The 14,409-nt window shown below is 54.3% G+C and carries 16 protein-coding genes; 4 read left to right on the forward strand and 12 right to left on the reverse strand.

The genetic code is table 11. The features are described 5' to 3' along the window. From VAE48_RS12815 to VAE48_RS12870, 12 genes are all read right to left on the reverse strand, one after another. The coding region (locus VAE48_RS12815) for a glycosyltransferase family 39 protein (protein WP_322793724.1) at nt 1-1,932 on the reverse strand (1,932 nt) is incomplete at its 3' end. After that, nucleotides 1,929-3,461, reverse strand: coding sequence for a hypothetical protein (locus VAE48_RS12820; RefSeq protein ID WP_322793725.1), 1,533 nt, complete (start codon nt 3,459-3,461; stop codon nt 1,929-1,931). The genes VAE48_RS12820 and VAE48_RS12815, both read right to left, overlap by 4 nt. Further along, nucleotides 3,458-4,603, reverse strand: coding sequence for a glycosyltransferase family 4 protein (locus tag VAE48_RS12825; RefSeq protein WP_322793726.1), 1,146 nt, complete (start codon nt 4,601-4,603; stop codon nt 3,458-3,460). Before VAE48_RS12825 ends, VAE48_RS12820 begins: the two co-directional genes overlap by 4 nt. Continuing rightward, nucleotides 4,600-5,949: a lipopolysaccharide biosynthesis protein gene (locus tag VAE48_RS12830; protein WP_322793727.1), complete on the reverse strand. Its 1,350-nt coding sequence runs from the start codon at nt 5,947-5,949 to the stop codon at nt 4,600-4,602. Before VAE48_RS12830 ends, VAE48_RS12825 begins: the two co-directional genes overlap by 4 nt. Beyond that, nucleotides 5,949-6,932: an NAD-dependent epimerase/dehydratase family protein gene (locus VAE48_RS12835; protein ID WP_322793728.1), complete on the reverse strand. Its 984-nt coding sequence runs from the start codon at nt 6,930-6,932 to the stop codon at nt 5,949-5,951. Before VAE48_RS12835 ends, VAE48_RS12830 begins: the two co-directional genes overlap by 1 nt. Next, complete coding sequence (locus VAE48_RS12840) at nt 6,932-8,257, reverse strand: nucleotide sugar dehydrogenase (RefSeq protein WP_322793729.1); 1,326 nt, start codon at nt 8,255-8,257, stop codon at nt 6,932-6,934. Before VAE48_RS12840 ends, VAE48_RS12835 begins: the two co-directional genes overlap by 1 nt. 50 nt (nt 8,258-8,307) lie before the next feature. Further along, on the reverse strand, nt 8,308-8,964 hold the full coding sequence (locus VAE48_RS12845; RefSeq protein WP_322793730.1) for a uracil-DNA glycosylase: 657 nt from the start codon (nt 8,962-8,964) through the stop codon (nt 8,308-8,310). Next, nucleotides 8,948-9,520: a ribosomal protein S18-alanine N-acetyltransferase gene (gene rimI, locus VAE48_RS12850; protein ID WP_322793731.1), complete on the reverse strand. Its 573-nt coding sequence runs from the start codon at nt 9,518-9,520 to the stop codon at nt 8,948-8,950. The genes VAE48_RS12845 and rimI overlap by 17 nt, the downstream gene beginning before the upstream one ends. Further along, nucleotides 9,517-10,185 (reverse strand): tRNA (adenosine(37)-N6)-threonylcarbamoyltransferase complex dimerization subunit type 1 TsaB, encoded by a 669-nt coding sequence (gene tsaB, locus VAE48_RS12855; protein ID WP_322793732.1) that lies wholly within the window; start codon nt 10,183-10,185, stop codon nt 9,517-9,519. The genes rimI and tsaB overlap by 4 nt, the downstream gene beginning before the upstream one ends. Next, entirely contained in the window at nt 10,186-10,680 is a 495-nt protein-coding gene (tsaE, locus tag VAE48_RS12860; protein WP_322793733.1) for a tRNA (adenosine(37)-N6)-threonylcarbamoyltransferase complex ATPase subunit type 1 TsaE, read from the reverse strand. Nucleotides 10,681-10,687: 7 nt separating this feature from the next. Continuing rightward, nucleotides 10,688-11,845 (reverse strand): MGDG synthase family glycosyltransferase, encoded by a 1,158-nt coding sequence (locus VAE48_RS12865; protein WP_322793734.1) that lies wholly within the window; start codon nt 11,843-11,845, stop codon nt 10,688-10,690. Next, on the reverse strand, nt 11,823-12,071 hold the full coding sequence (locus VAE48_RS12870; protein WP_322793735.1) for a DUF951 domain-containing protein: 249 nt from the start codon (nt 12,069-12,071) through the stop codon (nt 11,823-11,825). Before VAE48_RS12870 ends, VAE48_RS12865 begins: the two co-directional genes overlap by 23 nt. Here VAE48_RS12870 and VAE48_RS12875 point away from each other — a divergent pair. From VAE48_RS12875 to VAE48_RS12890, 4 genes are all read left to right on the forward strand, one after another. Then, on the forward strand, nt 12,070-12,723 hold the full coding sequence (locus VAE48_RS12875) for a site-2 protease family protein (RefSeq protein ID WP_322793736.1): 654 nt from the start codon (nt 12,070-12,072) through the stop codon (nt 12,721-12,723). The genes VAE48_RS12870 and VAE48_RS12875 overlap by 2 nt on opposite strands. After that, nucleotides 12,723-13,730 (forward strand): prephenate dehydrogenase/arogenate dehydrogenase family protein, encoded by a 1,008-nt coding sequence (locus VAE48_RS12880; protein ID WP_322793737.1) that lies wholly within the window; start codon nt 12,723-12,725, stop codon nt 13,728-13,730. The genes VAE48_RS12875 and VAE48_RS12880 overlap by 1 nt, the downstream gene beginning before the upstream one ends. Before the next feature lie 3 nt (nt 13,731-13,733). Further along, complete coding sequence (locus tag VAE48_RS12885) at nt 13,734-13,988, forward strand: GIY-YIG nuclease family protein (RefSeq protein WP_322793738.1); 255 nt, start codon at nt 13,734-13,736, stop codon at nt 13,986-13,988. A gap of 65 nt (nt 13,989-14,053) precedes the next feature. Next, nucleotides 14,054-14,409: galactokinase family protein (locus VAE48_RS12890; protein WP_322793739.1), on the forward strand; the 356-nt coding region annotated here is incomplete at its 3' end.

A 14,409-nucleotide genomic window follows, 5' to 3' on the forward strand; every position in this document is an offset into this window, starting at 1 on the left:
AACCAGCACCACCCAATCCATCGGTACTAAATAGCGCCAACCCGAATTGCGCGCCAGCGAATTTGCCAGAAAATAACCCGGCAGCATCATCAAAGGCACCAGCCCGGCCGCTTTACTTCGCTGCCAGGCGGTGCCAACCCCCACCGCCAGAATTAACAAATTCAAAGGTAAAAACAAACCAGCCCCGGGGGGTAATTCCCCCTGCCACTGCCGAACATCCCTCCAATAGGGCGCTTCCAGCGTGTGGCGCAGATCATGTAAGGCAAAGGTGTTCGGCAGCAACATAACCGTCATAATCATGTTGTGGAAAAAGTGGCGCGGTACATAGGCAAAGCGTTCCAATCCATCCAGCAAAGTGGATTGAGGTTGTCCTGCCTCTCCCCAAGGGAAGCCCTCATCTGCTGCCAGCTGTTCAGCCAGTGGAATCGAGCCACGCGGTTCATCGGTCAAGATACGGCTCTCCAAAATTGCCCGGATTTTAATGATTAAGTACGGTTCGTTGAAACCTTTAGGGATTTCGAGCATGAACGGCAGAATGGTTACGCTGACCATGAAAACAATAACTGCCGACCCGAGCAGCCATTTCTGGATCTGCCGGCGGTTGGCAGCCCACGCCAGCAGCAACACAAACGGCAAGACCATCAACGCATTGGGACGTACCAGCATCGCCAGGCCCAAAAAACCGCCCGCCAGAACGGCATCCACCCAGGATAGCCGCTGCCTGCCTTTCAGCCAGCGGAAAGCAAACAGGGCAAAAATCACCAGCAGCAAGGCAGTGGGGTATTCGGTCAGCATCAATTTAGAATGGGAAACCTTGATGAAAGGAGTGGCAGCAATCGCATTGCGCTGATGAAAAGCAGCCAGCAGCCCCATCAACAACCCCGTCGGACGGTTGACCATTTGCGAGCCCAGCAGGTAAAGCATGGCCGGCATCAACGCCAGCACAGCAATTTGCAAATGGATGGTTTCTTCATATCCCTGCCCCACAACCGCATGAATCAACGCCAGGAACATGGCGTACAGCGGTTTATCCATCGGGATACCGTTTAAAACCCCCTGCCCAATCAGAATATACTGGGCGGCGAGGTCATAAAATTCGGCATCCGAATAGGGATAGAAAAGGTAATTCGGCGGGCGCGGGCCGGGTGCAAAATAACTGTGCTTTAATGGAGTAACATACCAGAGGAGAAAGGCAAACAACCACACCGAAAGAAATACAACCCACCCGATCAGGGGATGCCTTTCCAGTTTGCCCGAGGAAAACACCCAGCGGTTAATTCCAACGGTTACAAAGATACACAGGACAATCTGCACCGCCAGCAGCGGCACGCTGGCTTCATCCCAAAAATAAGGCTCCGCGATGATACCCAGGCCGGTAATCGCAGCAATCAGCCAGATTGCCGCAAAAATACCTGATGTGATCCCTGCCGCCCGCAGCAATTCTTTGTATTCTTTGAGGGTGTTTTTCCACGCCTGCCAGCGATCCTTTATTCCCGGCATACAAACCATCAACAAGGTCAGTAAACCGGCGCAACCCAGCCACACCATCATCGGCCGGAGGCGCACAAAATAATACTGATAAACTCGAAACCAGTAAGCCGGCATGAACCCCGCCAGCCACCCCACGAGGATGAGTAATCCGGCAGCGGTGAGGATCACCTGACGAGATTTCGAGTCATTCAGCCATCCACGAATTCTTTCGGCAATTCGGCTGCCACGAGGAATTGCCCATCCCCCCCAAATAAAGCCCATTGCCAGCAAGAAAATACCCGCCAGCAAAATCAAACGTGCCATCGAAAAGCCGAACAGTACAGCCCCTTTTTCATCCGCCGGAATTGACGCCGTCCAGGCCACTGCCCCCAGCCCCAGGCTGGCAATCAGCCAGAAGTAAATTCGCATCCAAATCTTGAGCGCTGGTTGAACCGAACTCATCCTTTTCCCGTCTTTATCCTCTGCCGCTGGTCATGCCAGTAACCTGCTGCCAATATCAAACCGCACAAGATGCCTGTCATCCCGGCAACCTGTAAGAAAGACAATTCCAACCCCAGCCGAAAACTACGATTGGCATACCACACCCCAAATGTGAGGAGAAAGACCCCTTCACAGGCCAGAAGGCGGGCAAGCCATACATCCCGGTACTGGCGGGCGGTGAGGTACGCCCAGCTCGCCAGCAGCGCAAGCCACGGCAGCAACAAGGTGCGGTAGCGCGGGTTGTCCCATAAATCGCCGCCGGCGCGAAAACTGGAAAGTAAACTCCAGCCAAGCACAACCATCAAAGTCAAAAAAATCAAACTACGCTGCAATCCCGGCCTTTGCCAGCGCAAGCCAAAAGGAACATAACCCAAAAGCGGCAGCATCAAATACCAGCCCAGCGAACGAAGGCTGGAAATGACCGTCCACAGCGGTTTGGAAGGGTCAAACAAGGCGGCCGGCAACACCGGCTGCAGCAAACCATAAACCACCAGAAAAGGCAGCTCCAATGGATCCGGCAAGGACTTGAACAGGGCTTGAATCTTCCCGGAGCCCGCTTCGGTTAACCGCGCATCCCACAAGGCAGTCTCACGCAGCCAGGCTGCCATACCCAGCAAGATGACCGCACCCGCTACAGCGACCCCAATCCACACCAGCCGGCGTATTTTGGGTTGTTTGACCTGCGGCGAATATTCTATCCACCACCAGAGAAAGAGCACGCCAGCCAGAGGAAGCGCCACCAGATAGGAAAACATCGCCGTGACGGTCAGGATCAACAATAATCCGGCGGTCATCCGCCGTGGTGCATCCTGCCAGCGGCTGACCATCCAGAAAGCTACTCCCCCCAGTCCGATCAGGATTGGGTCGCGCATTTGAGAAGCCCCCAGCAGAACACTTTCGGGGTAAAGCACAACCATCCACACCGCCAGCGCGGCGACTGAAGCACCAAAATACTTGCCCACAGCCTGGTAAAAGAATGGTAATGCCGCAGCAGCAGCAAACGCGGTCAAAATCAAAATCAGATACGGGCGGTGAACCTCCGGGCTGAGCAGCCGGTAAACCAGCGCGCTGAGAGCCAGCATCCCCCCATACTGATCACCGGAAAATTCGTTGCCAAATGCCTCCAGCAGCGAATTTCCCGATTGCGCCAGATTCCACGCCTGCCGGTCACGGGTGTACGCATCGAAAAACAGATAGCCAGCCCGTGAAACGTCGCTTTCATGTCCCCAGACCGGTAAGGCCAGGGATAACCCGACACCAACCAGTAACCTTATTAAAAAGGCAATGCTGACAGCCATCCCCACCCAACGGGGCGATGTTGTAAATTTTAAGAACAACCACAGCAGAAAACCGGCAGCAGCAAGCAGCACCGCACTACCCAATCCGCCTTGTAAGGAAACCCGCCCTTCAACCAGCCCAGTGAGCGCAAAACCGCCCGCCAGTGAAGTCAATCCAACCAGCAAAATCACCTTAGGGGTAGCGCTGCTCATACTCGACCCTTTCCTCCAGGCGGAAATCCGGCCAAAATTTTTTCCTGGCGGGCCAGCCAGGTGTACCGGCGCGCTGTTTCGCGGGCATTTTTACCGAGCAATTCAATGCGCAACGGATCATTCACCAGGTTAGAAAGCGCCGCGCTCCAGCCGTCTATATCCTGTGGCGGGCAGAAAACTGCGTTGGTTTCGTTCAAGACTTCGTGCAGGACGGGTAAATCGCTGGTTAAAATTGCCCGTCCGCAAGCCAGATATTCAAACATCTTCATCGGACTGCAAATATCGGCGGAATTACCTCCGCCGCTGCCGGCAATTTGCCATTCGTAGGGCATCAGCAAAATTTCGCCAGCTGCCTGATACAGCGGCAGGCGTTGGTTTTCGATGAAACCGGTCAAGGTGATATTGGTCAGCCCGCGCACGGTGATTACCTCACGGTATGATTCTACCGCATCCGGCTGTCCTCCTACCCACACAAAGTAAATCTGTGGGAAACGTTTAGCCAACCCCAGCAATAAATCCATGCCCCGCCCTGCATACAAATGACCGCTGTAAACTGCGGTCAGTCCCTGGGGTAAATTCAGCAAACGACGGGCTTCCTCCGGCTTCGGCAGCTGTTGAAAACGTTCCAAATCCACCCCATTGGGGGCAATGACCACCTCATCTGCTTTCAATGGGAGTGAAAATTCCTCACGTAAGGCCCGTTCCAGCGCACGGGTAATTACCACAAAACGCTTCTCTCCGCGCCATTGGATCATGCGCCGCAACAACCAGGCTCCCAGCCGACCGGTCGGGCGGTCATGAATTTCCAGAACCACCGGAAAACCGCCCAACAATGCCATCAAACCGGCTTGCGGCAGCCACGTGTAAATCATCTCTGCTTTTCGGCGCACAGCCTGTTGAACAGCATTCACTGCAAAATCGTAGCGCTTCAATTGCGGATAATCGGGCAGCCAGTTGACTTCAAAAGGCAAACTCAAACCATATAAAGCAGCCAGTTCTTTCCAGGGGGTGTGCACATTACCAGGAGCATACATCAGCACCTCATGCCCCAGCTGAGAAAGCGCCTGCCCAACTTTCATCACCTGGATACTGTTGGCAGCTTTGGATGGAATACGAAACGAAGTAATACAGCAAATTTTCACGCCGGCTGAACCTGCTCGGAAGTTTTTTGCAAAAGATCAACCTGCCGCAGCCCCTTGATGACGTTCAATCCAATCGAAGTGATGAAATAACCGCTCATCAAAACCGCCTGCATCATAACCCCATACTGCCGCACCAGCAAGAACATCAAAACCGTTTTGATCAAGCCAACCGCAAAGGTGACCAGCAATGGGAAGTTGGGGTTACCCAGCGCCAGCAACAGCGGCCGGTTCCAGTAGAACAGGTTTGCAAAACTGAAGCCGGCAAATAAAACCAGAATCACCGGAAAGGCGGGTAAATAGGCCCCATCCTTGAATAAAGTCAAGAGATACGGACCAAAAATGAGCATTCCCACTCCCGCCAGTCCGCTCCACACGGCGGCAATCAGGCTGGTGCGGCGCAGCAGTGAGCGCAGGCGATCCCAGATGCGCAGAGCCACTGCACGGTTGATTTCCGGAAAAGTTGTCTGGATGAAAGGCGAGATGGGTAAAACAATCACATTCATGATTGCCAAACCAAATTTGTAGTACCCCGCTTCCACCGGCGACAGGAAGAACCCCACCCACAGGACTTCGTTGTCCCGAATCAGCATGTTGACCGTCTGACTGAGATTGGTGCTGACGGCAAATTTTGCCAGTTCTTTCTTCCCACTCAGATCGGAAAGCGCAACCCGCCACCAGCCCTTGCCCACCAGCGACGGCATCCAGTAAACAGCTGCAATCATCAAACCAAGCCCATAAACAACCTTGCCGGCCAGATACGCCATCAACACGTCAAACAGGCCGCCACGCAGCAGGAAAACTGTGCCAATCCAGCCAGCGGTGAGCAGGTTCTGACTCAGGTTCAAAACTGCCAGTGTACGAAAGTGATTACCCAGTTGTAAAACCGCTGTGGCCGTTTCTGTCACCAGATTAGCCAGCAGCGCCAGCCCGTACAGCACAATCCACGGCGCAGCTCGCGGGTCTTTTATGATGTAAACGGCTGCCAGTTGGGCGGTAAGAATGAGCAATCCATACGCGACCAGCGAAGTCATTGCTTCGCTCAGGCCGGCGGCTTTAATGATTGCGGCGGCGCGGGATTTTTTTTCCTCCGCCAGATACTGCCCGGCATACTTGATGACCAGTTCGTTCATGCGGAAGGAAAGAAGGCGATTGACATTCGAAGCAAAAGCGATGATCATCCCCAGCAATCCGTAATCGCCGACATTCAATAAGGCAGCTGCCAGCAGGCCCTGCAAGGAGGCCAGCCCCATGCTGATGGTATTGGAGGAGAACAGGTAAGATGAATTACGCACCACGGTGCGTAATAAACGATCCTCCCGCCACTGTTGCAACCAGCGCTTTCTCACTATCCATCCGTTATAATCTGGCTGGCCCACTCACGCTCTTGCAGATACCAGTTGACCAGATTTTGAACCCCCTCCCTCAGGTTGACCTGCGGCTGCCAGCCTAACAACCGGTTTGCCTTGCGTACATCCGCCAGATTTTTCATCATATCAGCCGGGTGAAACGGCAAAAATTCCAGCCGGGCCTTTTTGCCCAGCAATTCTTCAATCAGTTTCACCAGATCCAGCACGCTGATGGATTCATGCCCGCCGAGATTGATTACCTCAAACCCCAAAGGTTTCAGCCCAAGCAGCACACCACGAGCGACATCGTCAATATAGGTAAATCCGCGTGACTGCCTGCCATCTCCATTGATTTTGACCGGACGTTCCTCGGCAATCCACTGAACAAAACGAAACATGGCCAGGTCCGGCCGACCGGCCGGCCCATAAACCGTAAAAAACCGGAAGATGGTTACATCCAACCCATATAAATGATGATAGGCGTGACACATCACCTCGCCGGCTTTTTTGGTGGCAGCATAGGGTTGTAAAGGATGGCTGCTGTCGGCTTCCTCGGGAGTCGGGTAAGGCGGATTTGCGCCATAGATGGATGAGGTTGAGGCAAACACGAATTTATTACAATCAAACTGATGGCACATTTCCAGCAAGGTGAGCGTGCCGGCCGAATTGGAGCGTTCAAACTCCCAGGGGTCCTGCGTGCTGGCACGCACACCGGCACGTGCCGCAAGATGAATGACTGCATCAAAAGGTCGGTATTGATGGAATAAATCCCGCATGGCAGTCCGGTCAGCCACATCCTCGCGGTGGAATTGGAAGGAAGCAAATTTGCTGAGTTTCTCAAGGCGGTATTGCTTCAAACGGACATCGTAGGCCGCATTGAGATTGTCCACCCCCACCACCTGATGCCCCTGCTCCACCAGCAGCTGCACCACCCGCGCGCCAATAAAGCCGGCTGCGCCAGTAACCAGATAGCGCAGGGTCATTACAACCTCACCACTTTGGGATGATTGCGCCCCTGTTTACCGAGTGCATTGCGCGTATCTACGATCAATTTTGCCCTTTCAAGAATGGCAGGATAATCGTAAACCGAGTGATTGGTAATGATGACCACACAATCCGCCTCACCGACTGCACCCAACAGATCATCTACTGTTTCGAGATGATACTCGTTGTGGTCAATGACCGGGATATAGGGATCGTGATATCGGACCAGTGCGCCCTTCTCACGCAGTAGATGAATCACGTCCAGTGCCGGCGATTCGCGCAAATCGTCCACATCCGGCTTGTAAGCCGCTCCCAGCACCAGTACTTTGCTGTCGCGCAAGGGTTTATGATGGTCATTCAAGGCATCCTGAACTTTTCCCACCACAAAGCGCGGCATATTGGTGTTGATTTCGGAGGCCAGCTCAATGAAACGCGCCGTATAATTCAGTGATTTCAGTTTCCAGGACAGGTAGAGCGGATCAATTGGAATACAATGCCCGCCCAAGCCCGGTCCGGGGGTAAACTTCATGAAGCCGAACGGCTTGGTGGCTGCCGCTTCGATCACCTCCCACACATCCACTTTCAGGCGGTTGCACATGATTGCCAGTTCATTGACCAGCCCGATGTTAATCATGCGGAAGGTGTTTTCCAACAATTTGGCCATTTCAGCAACTTCGGTCGAAGAGACCGGCACCACCGTTTGGAGAGCCTCACCATACCATGCCGCAGCCACTTCAGTACAATGCGGGGTAATGCCGCCCAACACTTTGGGAGTATTGTAGGTCGTCCAATCCTTTCGTCCGGGGTCAACCCGCTCTGGTGAAAAGGCTAAGAAGATATTTTCCCCGATCGCCAGGCCGGGCCGAGCGCACAAGGCAGGCAGCACCAGTTCACGGGTGGTGCCAGGGTATGTGCTGGATTCCAGAACGATCACCATACCGGCATGAGCATAGGGCGCCAGCCCCTCAGCCGCACTGACGATAAAGGATAAATCGGGGTCGCCGGTCTTGCGCAGCGGCGTCGGCACACAAATGGAAACAGCATCGGCTGCCTGTAAGGCTGCATATTCGGTTGTAGCCTTCAGCCTGCCCTGTTCCACCAGACGCTTAACCTGCTCCTGGGGCACATCCAGAATATAACTTTCGCCGCGATTGAGCGCAGCCACCTTACTCTCAACCAGGTCAATACCGGTAACTTCAAAACCGGCTTCAGCAAACACGACTGCCAGCGGAAGGCCCACATATCCCATACCGAGGATGGCAACTTTTGCCGTGCGGGTCTTGAATTTTTCAATCAACTGCTGTTGATAGGATTCGGTCGTCATTTTTTTTTCTCTTTCAAATACGAAATCAGGAATAAACCGGGCGGAAGCCCCTAGAAAAGACTCAATTGGGTGGGTTTGGGTTGTTCTTCCTCTTCGGATTCCTGTTTTGAAACTGGCTGGCTGTCTTTAACAGTATGCCGATTTTGACGCGCCTGTTGAATGTAGCCTGCTAGTTTGGAAAAATCCTCCACCACGGCACTTTTCAGCGAGGGTTGATGCAGCGCTGCAGCCGGATGAAACATCGGCACAACCAGCCGCCCATCCAGCCAGCGGGCTTTACCGTGCACATCACTGATGCGTACATTCGGCAGAAATCGCGCCATGGAATACCGTCCCAGGGTAACGATGACCAGCGGATTAATCGCCCGAATTTGCTGTTCCAGATAGTCATTGCAGGCTGCCAGCTCCTCAGGGAGAGGGTCACGGTTACCCGGCGGGCGGCACTTAACCACGTTGGTAATAAATACCGTTTCTCTTTTGAGGCCGGCACGCTGCAACAATTCATCCAAAAACTTGCCGGCTGCTCCCACAAACGGACGACCCTGTTCATTTTCATAAAAACCCGGTCCTTCGCCGATGAACATGACTTCAGCATTGGAAGGACCCTCACCCGGCACGGCCTTTTTCCGCGAATAACTCAACTGGCAGCGTTGACACACGGATACTTCAGCAGCGACTTTTCTCAAGATTTCATCTGGTTGATCCATGGTCTTTCTCCCCGAAAGGAATTGTTCCATTCTCATCGTCACAACCCTGCAAAAAGTTGCGCAGTTTCTGGGGGTTGATGTTTTCAAGCGTCATGATCAACGCATCTTCCCCATTATCCCGGTAATAACCGCTGCGCACAGATGTGACTTCAAATCCAAATTTTTTATACAGGTTTTGGGCGGCCAGGTTCGAGCGGCGCACTTCCAGGTAACATTGCCGAACGCCCATCGCATAAACCTCCAGCAGGGATTCCGCCAGCAGGCGGCAGCCAATCCCCTTGCGGCGGTACGCCGGATGAATTGCAAAGGTGCCGATATGCGCCTCATCCAGCACCTGCCACATCACCACCATTCCCACCACCACATTGTGTCCATCGGGCGTTTCAATTTCAGCCACCCACAAACGAGAAGCTGGATTTTCCGTAATTTCAAAACGGAAAGAACGTTCCGGCCAAGGCAAAGAAAACGAAGCCACATCAATCTCACGGACTCGCGGGACATCCCGAAGTTCCATTGGGCGGATTTTCAACCGCGCCGACGAAAGGGTTTCTTTCAAACCGTTACCCCCTCTGCAGTGCTGAGATAGATTGGCGCAAGACGGATGGGATCATCCAGCTTGTTGCTACGCCAGCGTTTCCATGCCAGTTCCGCCAAATAGGACGGCCTCCTTAAAGAGGACGCTGGAGAGGCCAGAATGACCAGCCGCCTTTTGCGCGCCAGGGTTACCCGTTCAGCAGCATTTAACTCACCGCATACCAGCGTCGGCGTTTCGATAGACTGAGCCAGTTCATCAACACTCATCACCTGCGGTTCAGATTGACTTTCCCAATGGCTGCCCTTCGGCTGGTAGCGGCCCACTGCGAGCCTTCCCCGGCCCGCCTGTAAGGCAACCACCAGCGGCAGGTTTTGCACCGGCTGGGCAGCCGTGAGGATATCAAAGGTGGGGATACCAATCAGCGGGATTTTAGCAGCCAGCGCCATCCCCTTAGCCAGCGCAAGTCCAATCCGCAAACTGGTGAACGAACCCGGCCCCAGTGCAACGCCAATTGCTTTCAAATCAGCCGTGCGCACCCCGCAGCGATTCATCAAGTCCTGCAAGGCTGGCGCTACTTCCACCGTGTGATGGTTTTGGGTACGCCAGACGGCTTCCCCAATCACCTGCGCCCCTTCGTAGAGGGCAACACCGGCATACTGCGTCGAAGTATCCAGTGCCAGCAGCATTTAACCTCCCACGACCCGCTGACGAAATTCCTGCACCAGCGTTTCATAACGGCTGCCCTGAGCCAGAAAAACCATACCGCGCTGTTCTTCTGCAATCCAGTTCAGGCGCACCAGCAAGTGTTCGCGCGGCAAGGCCGCTTGAATGTTTTCAGGCCACTCCACCACCAGAGCGCCGCTTTCCATCATCCAGTCCAGATCCAATTCCAGTGCTTCAGCCGCCGATTTCAAGCGGTAAGCATCCAGATGATAAAGTGCATGACCATCCGGCCGGCGGTACACGTTAACCAGTACAAAGGTAGGGCTGGACACTGCATCCAAAGAACCCCAACCCTGGGCCATGCCTTGAACCAGGGTCGTTTTTCCGCTGCCCAATTCGCCCTGTAATAGCACAACATCCCCCGTCTGCAAGAGCCCCCCCAAACGCATTCCCAGCCGGCGGGTTTGATCGGCGCTGCGACTGAAAAATTCCAGCGTTCGTGCATCCAGAATAGGCATAATCAAATTATACCCGTATTTTGGCAGATGACTGTCGGCAGGCTCGTTCCACCAGCAGACGGGCAATCTGGCGGGCGGCCTGCGGTCGTCCCAGTTTCAATGAAATCCGGGCGGTTTTCAGGCGTTCTTCCGGCCGTTTCAACCAGTGTTGGAGCGCCCTCACCACCAGTCCGGGCTGCGGCGCCCAAACACCCGCACCATGTTCAACAACGAAATCCACATTTCCATCCTCTTGACCGGGCATTTTGCTGTAGAGGATTAATGGCAAACCGGCAATGAAGGCTTCGCAAATCGTGCCGGGGCCGGCTTTAGTAATCAAAATATCCGCTGCGCGCATAAATTCGGGCATTTCGGTCACAAATCCATACACTTTGACCGGAATTTGCCAGCGCACCCGTTCCAGCTGTTCCCTGAGAATGCGGTTCCTTCCGGTAACAATGATCAATTGCAGCGGCAAGTGAGCCTCATCAATCGCCCGTGCTGTGGTTGCCAGCGGCCCCATACCCTCGCCACCGCCGACCAGCACTGCCACCGGCAAATCCTGACGCCAGCCGAGCTGTTCCCGCAGAACGCGCTCATCCGCCAGCGGCTTACAAAATCGGTCAGCAACCGGCAGACCCACCACCCGCATTTGGTCCGCTTTCAAACCCATTTCCAGGCCGCGCTGGTAGGCTTCCTCGGTCGGCACCACCACCAGATCAGCCTGATTGCAATACCAGGCTGCGTGAGTGGAAACCAGATCGGTCACAACCGTGATGAAGGGGATACCCAATTTTTTTGTAGCCCTGGAAACCGGCGTGTTGATCAATTGGTGAACCGAAACCACCAGCGATGCCGGATGTTCTTCCAGAAGCCGGTCAAGCGAGCGGCGCACATACGGCCAGAGCATGGTATAGGCAAAGCGGGTTCTGCGTTTACCATCCGAGATACGGTAGCCCAGTTCCCACAAATCCGGCATACGCGAAAGGGTCGGATAAATGCGGGGTGCCAGGTTAATCGGCGGCGGGGCGTATTGCAAAAAAATATCCACCATCTCCGTACCGATCTGATCCCCAAATTCCAGCCCAATCGCCTCAATAATGGCTTCGGCGGCGCTGCGGTGTCCACCGCCGGTATCGGAAAACAGGAAAAGGATGTGCGGTTTATCCGGCGGGGTTTTGCTCATGGCTCTCTCGCGATACAATTGCTTTCAATCGGCGGGCTAATTCCCGGCGGGTCAACAGCACGCGCCGTTGACAGGTGCAGCATTCCAGCCCAATATCCGCCCCCAGACGCACAATTTTCCACTCGTACCCGCCGCACGGGTGTGGTTTACGCAGGCGCACCACATCATTGAGCTGCAAATCTGGCAACATGCCCGCATTATACCACCCATGATATAATCGTTTCATGCTGAATCTCGATCCACAAACCATCATCAGTCGCATTTTCATCTTGATTATTGCTTTCAGCGTGCATGAATTTGCGCACGCCTGGACGGCAACCCGCTTTGGCGATGAAACCCCGCGTCAATACGGGCGGTTGACGCTCAACCCACTCAGTCACCTCGACCCGTTTGGCTCCCTCATGCTGTTGATTGCCGGTTTTGGCTGGGCTAAACCGGTACCGGTCAATCCCTACGCGCTTAACCGTCGCTCACCAGCCGCGCTGATGTGGGTTTCACTGGCCGGTCCGTTTTCCAACTTTTTGCTGGCAGCCGTAGCCGCCATTCCACTGCGGCTTGGACTGGTCACCTTCTCCTCCAGCAGTCCACTGCCGGGTTTTTTCCCTACCCCCTATCAATTCCTGCTGGAATTTATCTTCATTAATCTGATCTTGATGTTGTTCAACCTGATTCCGCTGGCGCCGCTGGATGGGGATAAAATTGTTGAATATTTCGCACCGCCCTCACTGGCGCGGGTGATGAGCGTCATCCGGCCGTATGGCGCTTTGATCCTGATTGGTTTGCTGATCATCCCCTCGCGCCTGGGTTTTGACGTGTTTTCATTAATCATGAACCCGGCTTTACCCAATCTCCTCTACCTCTTACTGGGAGGAAATTAATGGCTTTACGCATCTCTCTTTTAGGTTTAAATCAGACCGCCGTTTCTATCGGGCTGGCGCTGCAAAAAAACACCGCTCAATTGGAACGAGTGGGATCGGATGCCGACTTGATTGCCGAACAAAAGGCGCTCCACCTCAAAGCCATTGACCGCATCATCCATAACTTACACGCCGCAGTTGAAAAAGCCGATGTGGTCATCCTGTGTCTGCCGGTGGACGAGATTCATCCCACTCTGGAAGCCATTGCCCCCTCTCTGAAACCCGGTGCGGTGATTCTGGACACCTCGCCGCTCTCCAACACGGTATTCAACTGGGCGAAAAACCTGCTGCCCGAAGAACGCTACCTGATTTCCTTTACGCCTGCCCTCAACCCCGCTTTCCTTACAGATATGGACGAATCCCTTGACAAAGCCAGCCCGGATTACTTCCAGCGGGGGTTAATCGTCATCACTGCCCCACCCGAAACCCACGCTGATGCCCTCAAACTGGCCGGTGATCTGGCGGAAATGATCGGCGGAAAGCCTTTTTACGCAGATCCCTTTGAAGCCGATGGACTGATGGCCATGGTGGATTTACTCCCCAAACTGGCCGCCGCCGGTTTGATGCGCGCCGCAATGAACCAGCCCGGCTGGCGCGAAGGCAGAAAGCTTGCCGGTCGCTCCTTTCTGGAAGTCACCGAGCCCCTCCTGCACCTCAATGAACAAAAATTGCTGGGACAGTCCGCCATCCATAACAGTGATAATGCCATCCGTCTGCTGGATGCCCTGATTGGTGAACTGGAAGACTTCCGCGAGATGCTTCTCAATCAGGATGATCAGGCGCTTCATCATGCGCTGAACAGCGCTCAACAGCAGCGCATTTTATGGTGGAATGACCGCCTGGAAGGGATGTGGGATGTACCCTCAACACCTTCCATTTTGCCCACCAGCGGTCAGGTGATTGGCAGGCTGTTCGGTTTGGGTAAACGCCCGCGTGAACAGGATAAAGGAAATAAGCCATCCAAGTAACCTATGGGGTATTACTGCTACATTCTTGAATGCAGCGATGGCAGTTTCTACACTGGTTGGAGCACCGACCCGCACCGCCGTGAGCGGCAGCATAATTCAGGCAAGGGGGCACGTTACACCCGCCTGCACCTGCCCGTTCGCCTTGTATATGTAGAAGAGCAGCCCACCCGGCAGGATGCCATGCGGCGTGAAGCTCAATTGAAGAAACTCACTCACCAACGTAAAAAACAATTGATCGAAAACGGCAGGCCAGCATGATAAAACCCCTATCCCCGTCCCTCCCTGCTCCTCAATGGGATATCCACGCTCCCGGGTGAGTGAATTTGCTGGGAGAACATGTGGACTACAACGACGGCATCGTCTTACCGGCCGCCATTGACCGCTATGTCCATTTACAGGCGGTTGAAACCGGGCACACCCGGGTCGAACTGACGGCGCTTGATCTTGGGGAAAAAATTACTTTTGATTTAGAAAACCTGCAGCCTCAGGCGTTGCCCGATTGGACGCGCTATCCTGCCGGGGTGGCCTGGGCTGCGCTTCAACGCGGTTTACCGGTCAGCGGCATCCGCGCAGTGTATACTTCATCTGTGCCGATTGGCGCCGGACTGAGCTCCTCGGCTGCTGTGGAAGTGGCCTTTGGGGCTTTATGGAATGAGTTGAACCGCTGGGGGTTAAGCCG

This window comes from Bellilinea sp. (assembly GCF_034432615.1).
Classification (GTDB): Bacteria; Chloroflexota; Anaerolineae; order Anaerolineales; family Anaerolineaceae; genus Bellilinea.

Bases quoted from the DNA above. Each gene is read 5' to 3' on its own strand.
- VAE48_RS12840 (WP_322793729.1), bottom strand. From the start codon at position 8,257: ATGACGACCGAATCCTATCAACAGCAGTTGATTGAAAAATTCAAGACC.
- VAE48_RS12885 (WP_322793738.1), top strand. From the start codon at position 13,734: ATGGGGTATTACTGCTACATTCTTGAATGCAGCGATGGCAGTTTCTAC.
- VAE48_RS12845 (WP_322793730.1), bottom strand. From the start codon at position 8,964: ATGGATCAACCAGATGAAATCTTGAGAAAAGTCGCTGCTGAAGTATCC.
- tsaB (WP_322793732.1), bottom strand. From the start codon at position 10,185: ATGCTGCTGGCACTGGATACTTCGACGCAGTATGCCGGTGTTGCCCTC.
- VAE48_RS12880 (WP_322793737.1), top strand. From the start codon at position 12,723: ATGGCTTTACGCATCTCTCTTTTAGGTTTAAATCAGACCGCCGTTTCT.
- VAE48_RS12870 (WP_322793735.1), bottom strand. From the start codon at position 12,071: ATGAAACGATTATATCATGGGTGGTATAATGCGGGCATGTTGCCAGAT.
- VAE48_RS12875 (WP_322793736.1), top strand. From the start codon at position 12,070: ATGCTGAATCTCGATCCACAAACCATCATCAGTCGCATTTTCATCTTG.
- tsaE (WP_322793733.1), bottom strand. From the start codon at position 10,680: ATGCCTATTCTGGATGCACGAACGCTGGAATTTTTCAGTCGCAGCGCC.
- VAE48_RS12865 (WP_322793734.1), bottom strand. From the start codon at position 11,845: ATGAGCAAAACCCCGCCGGATAAACCGCACATCCTTTTCCTGTTTTCC.
- VAE48_RS12820 (WP_322793725.1), bottom strand. From the start codon at position 3,461: ATGAGCAGCGCTACCCCTAAGGTGATTTTGCTGGTTGGATTGACTTCA.
- VAE48_RS12835 (WP_322793728.1), bottom strand. From the start codon at position 6,932: ATGACCCTGCGCTATCTGGTTACTGGCGCAGCCGGCTTTATTGGCGCG.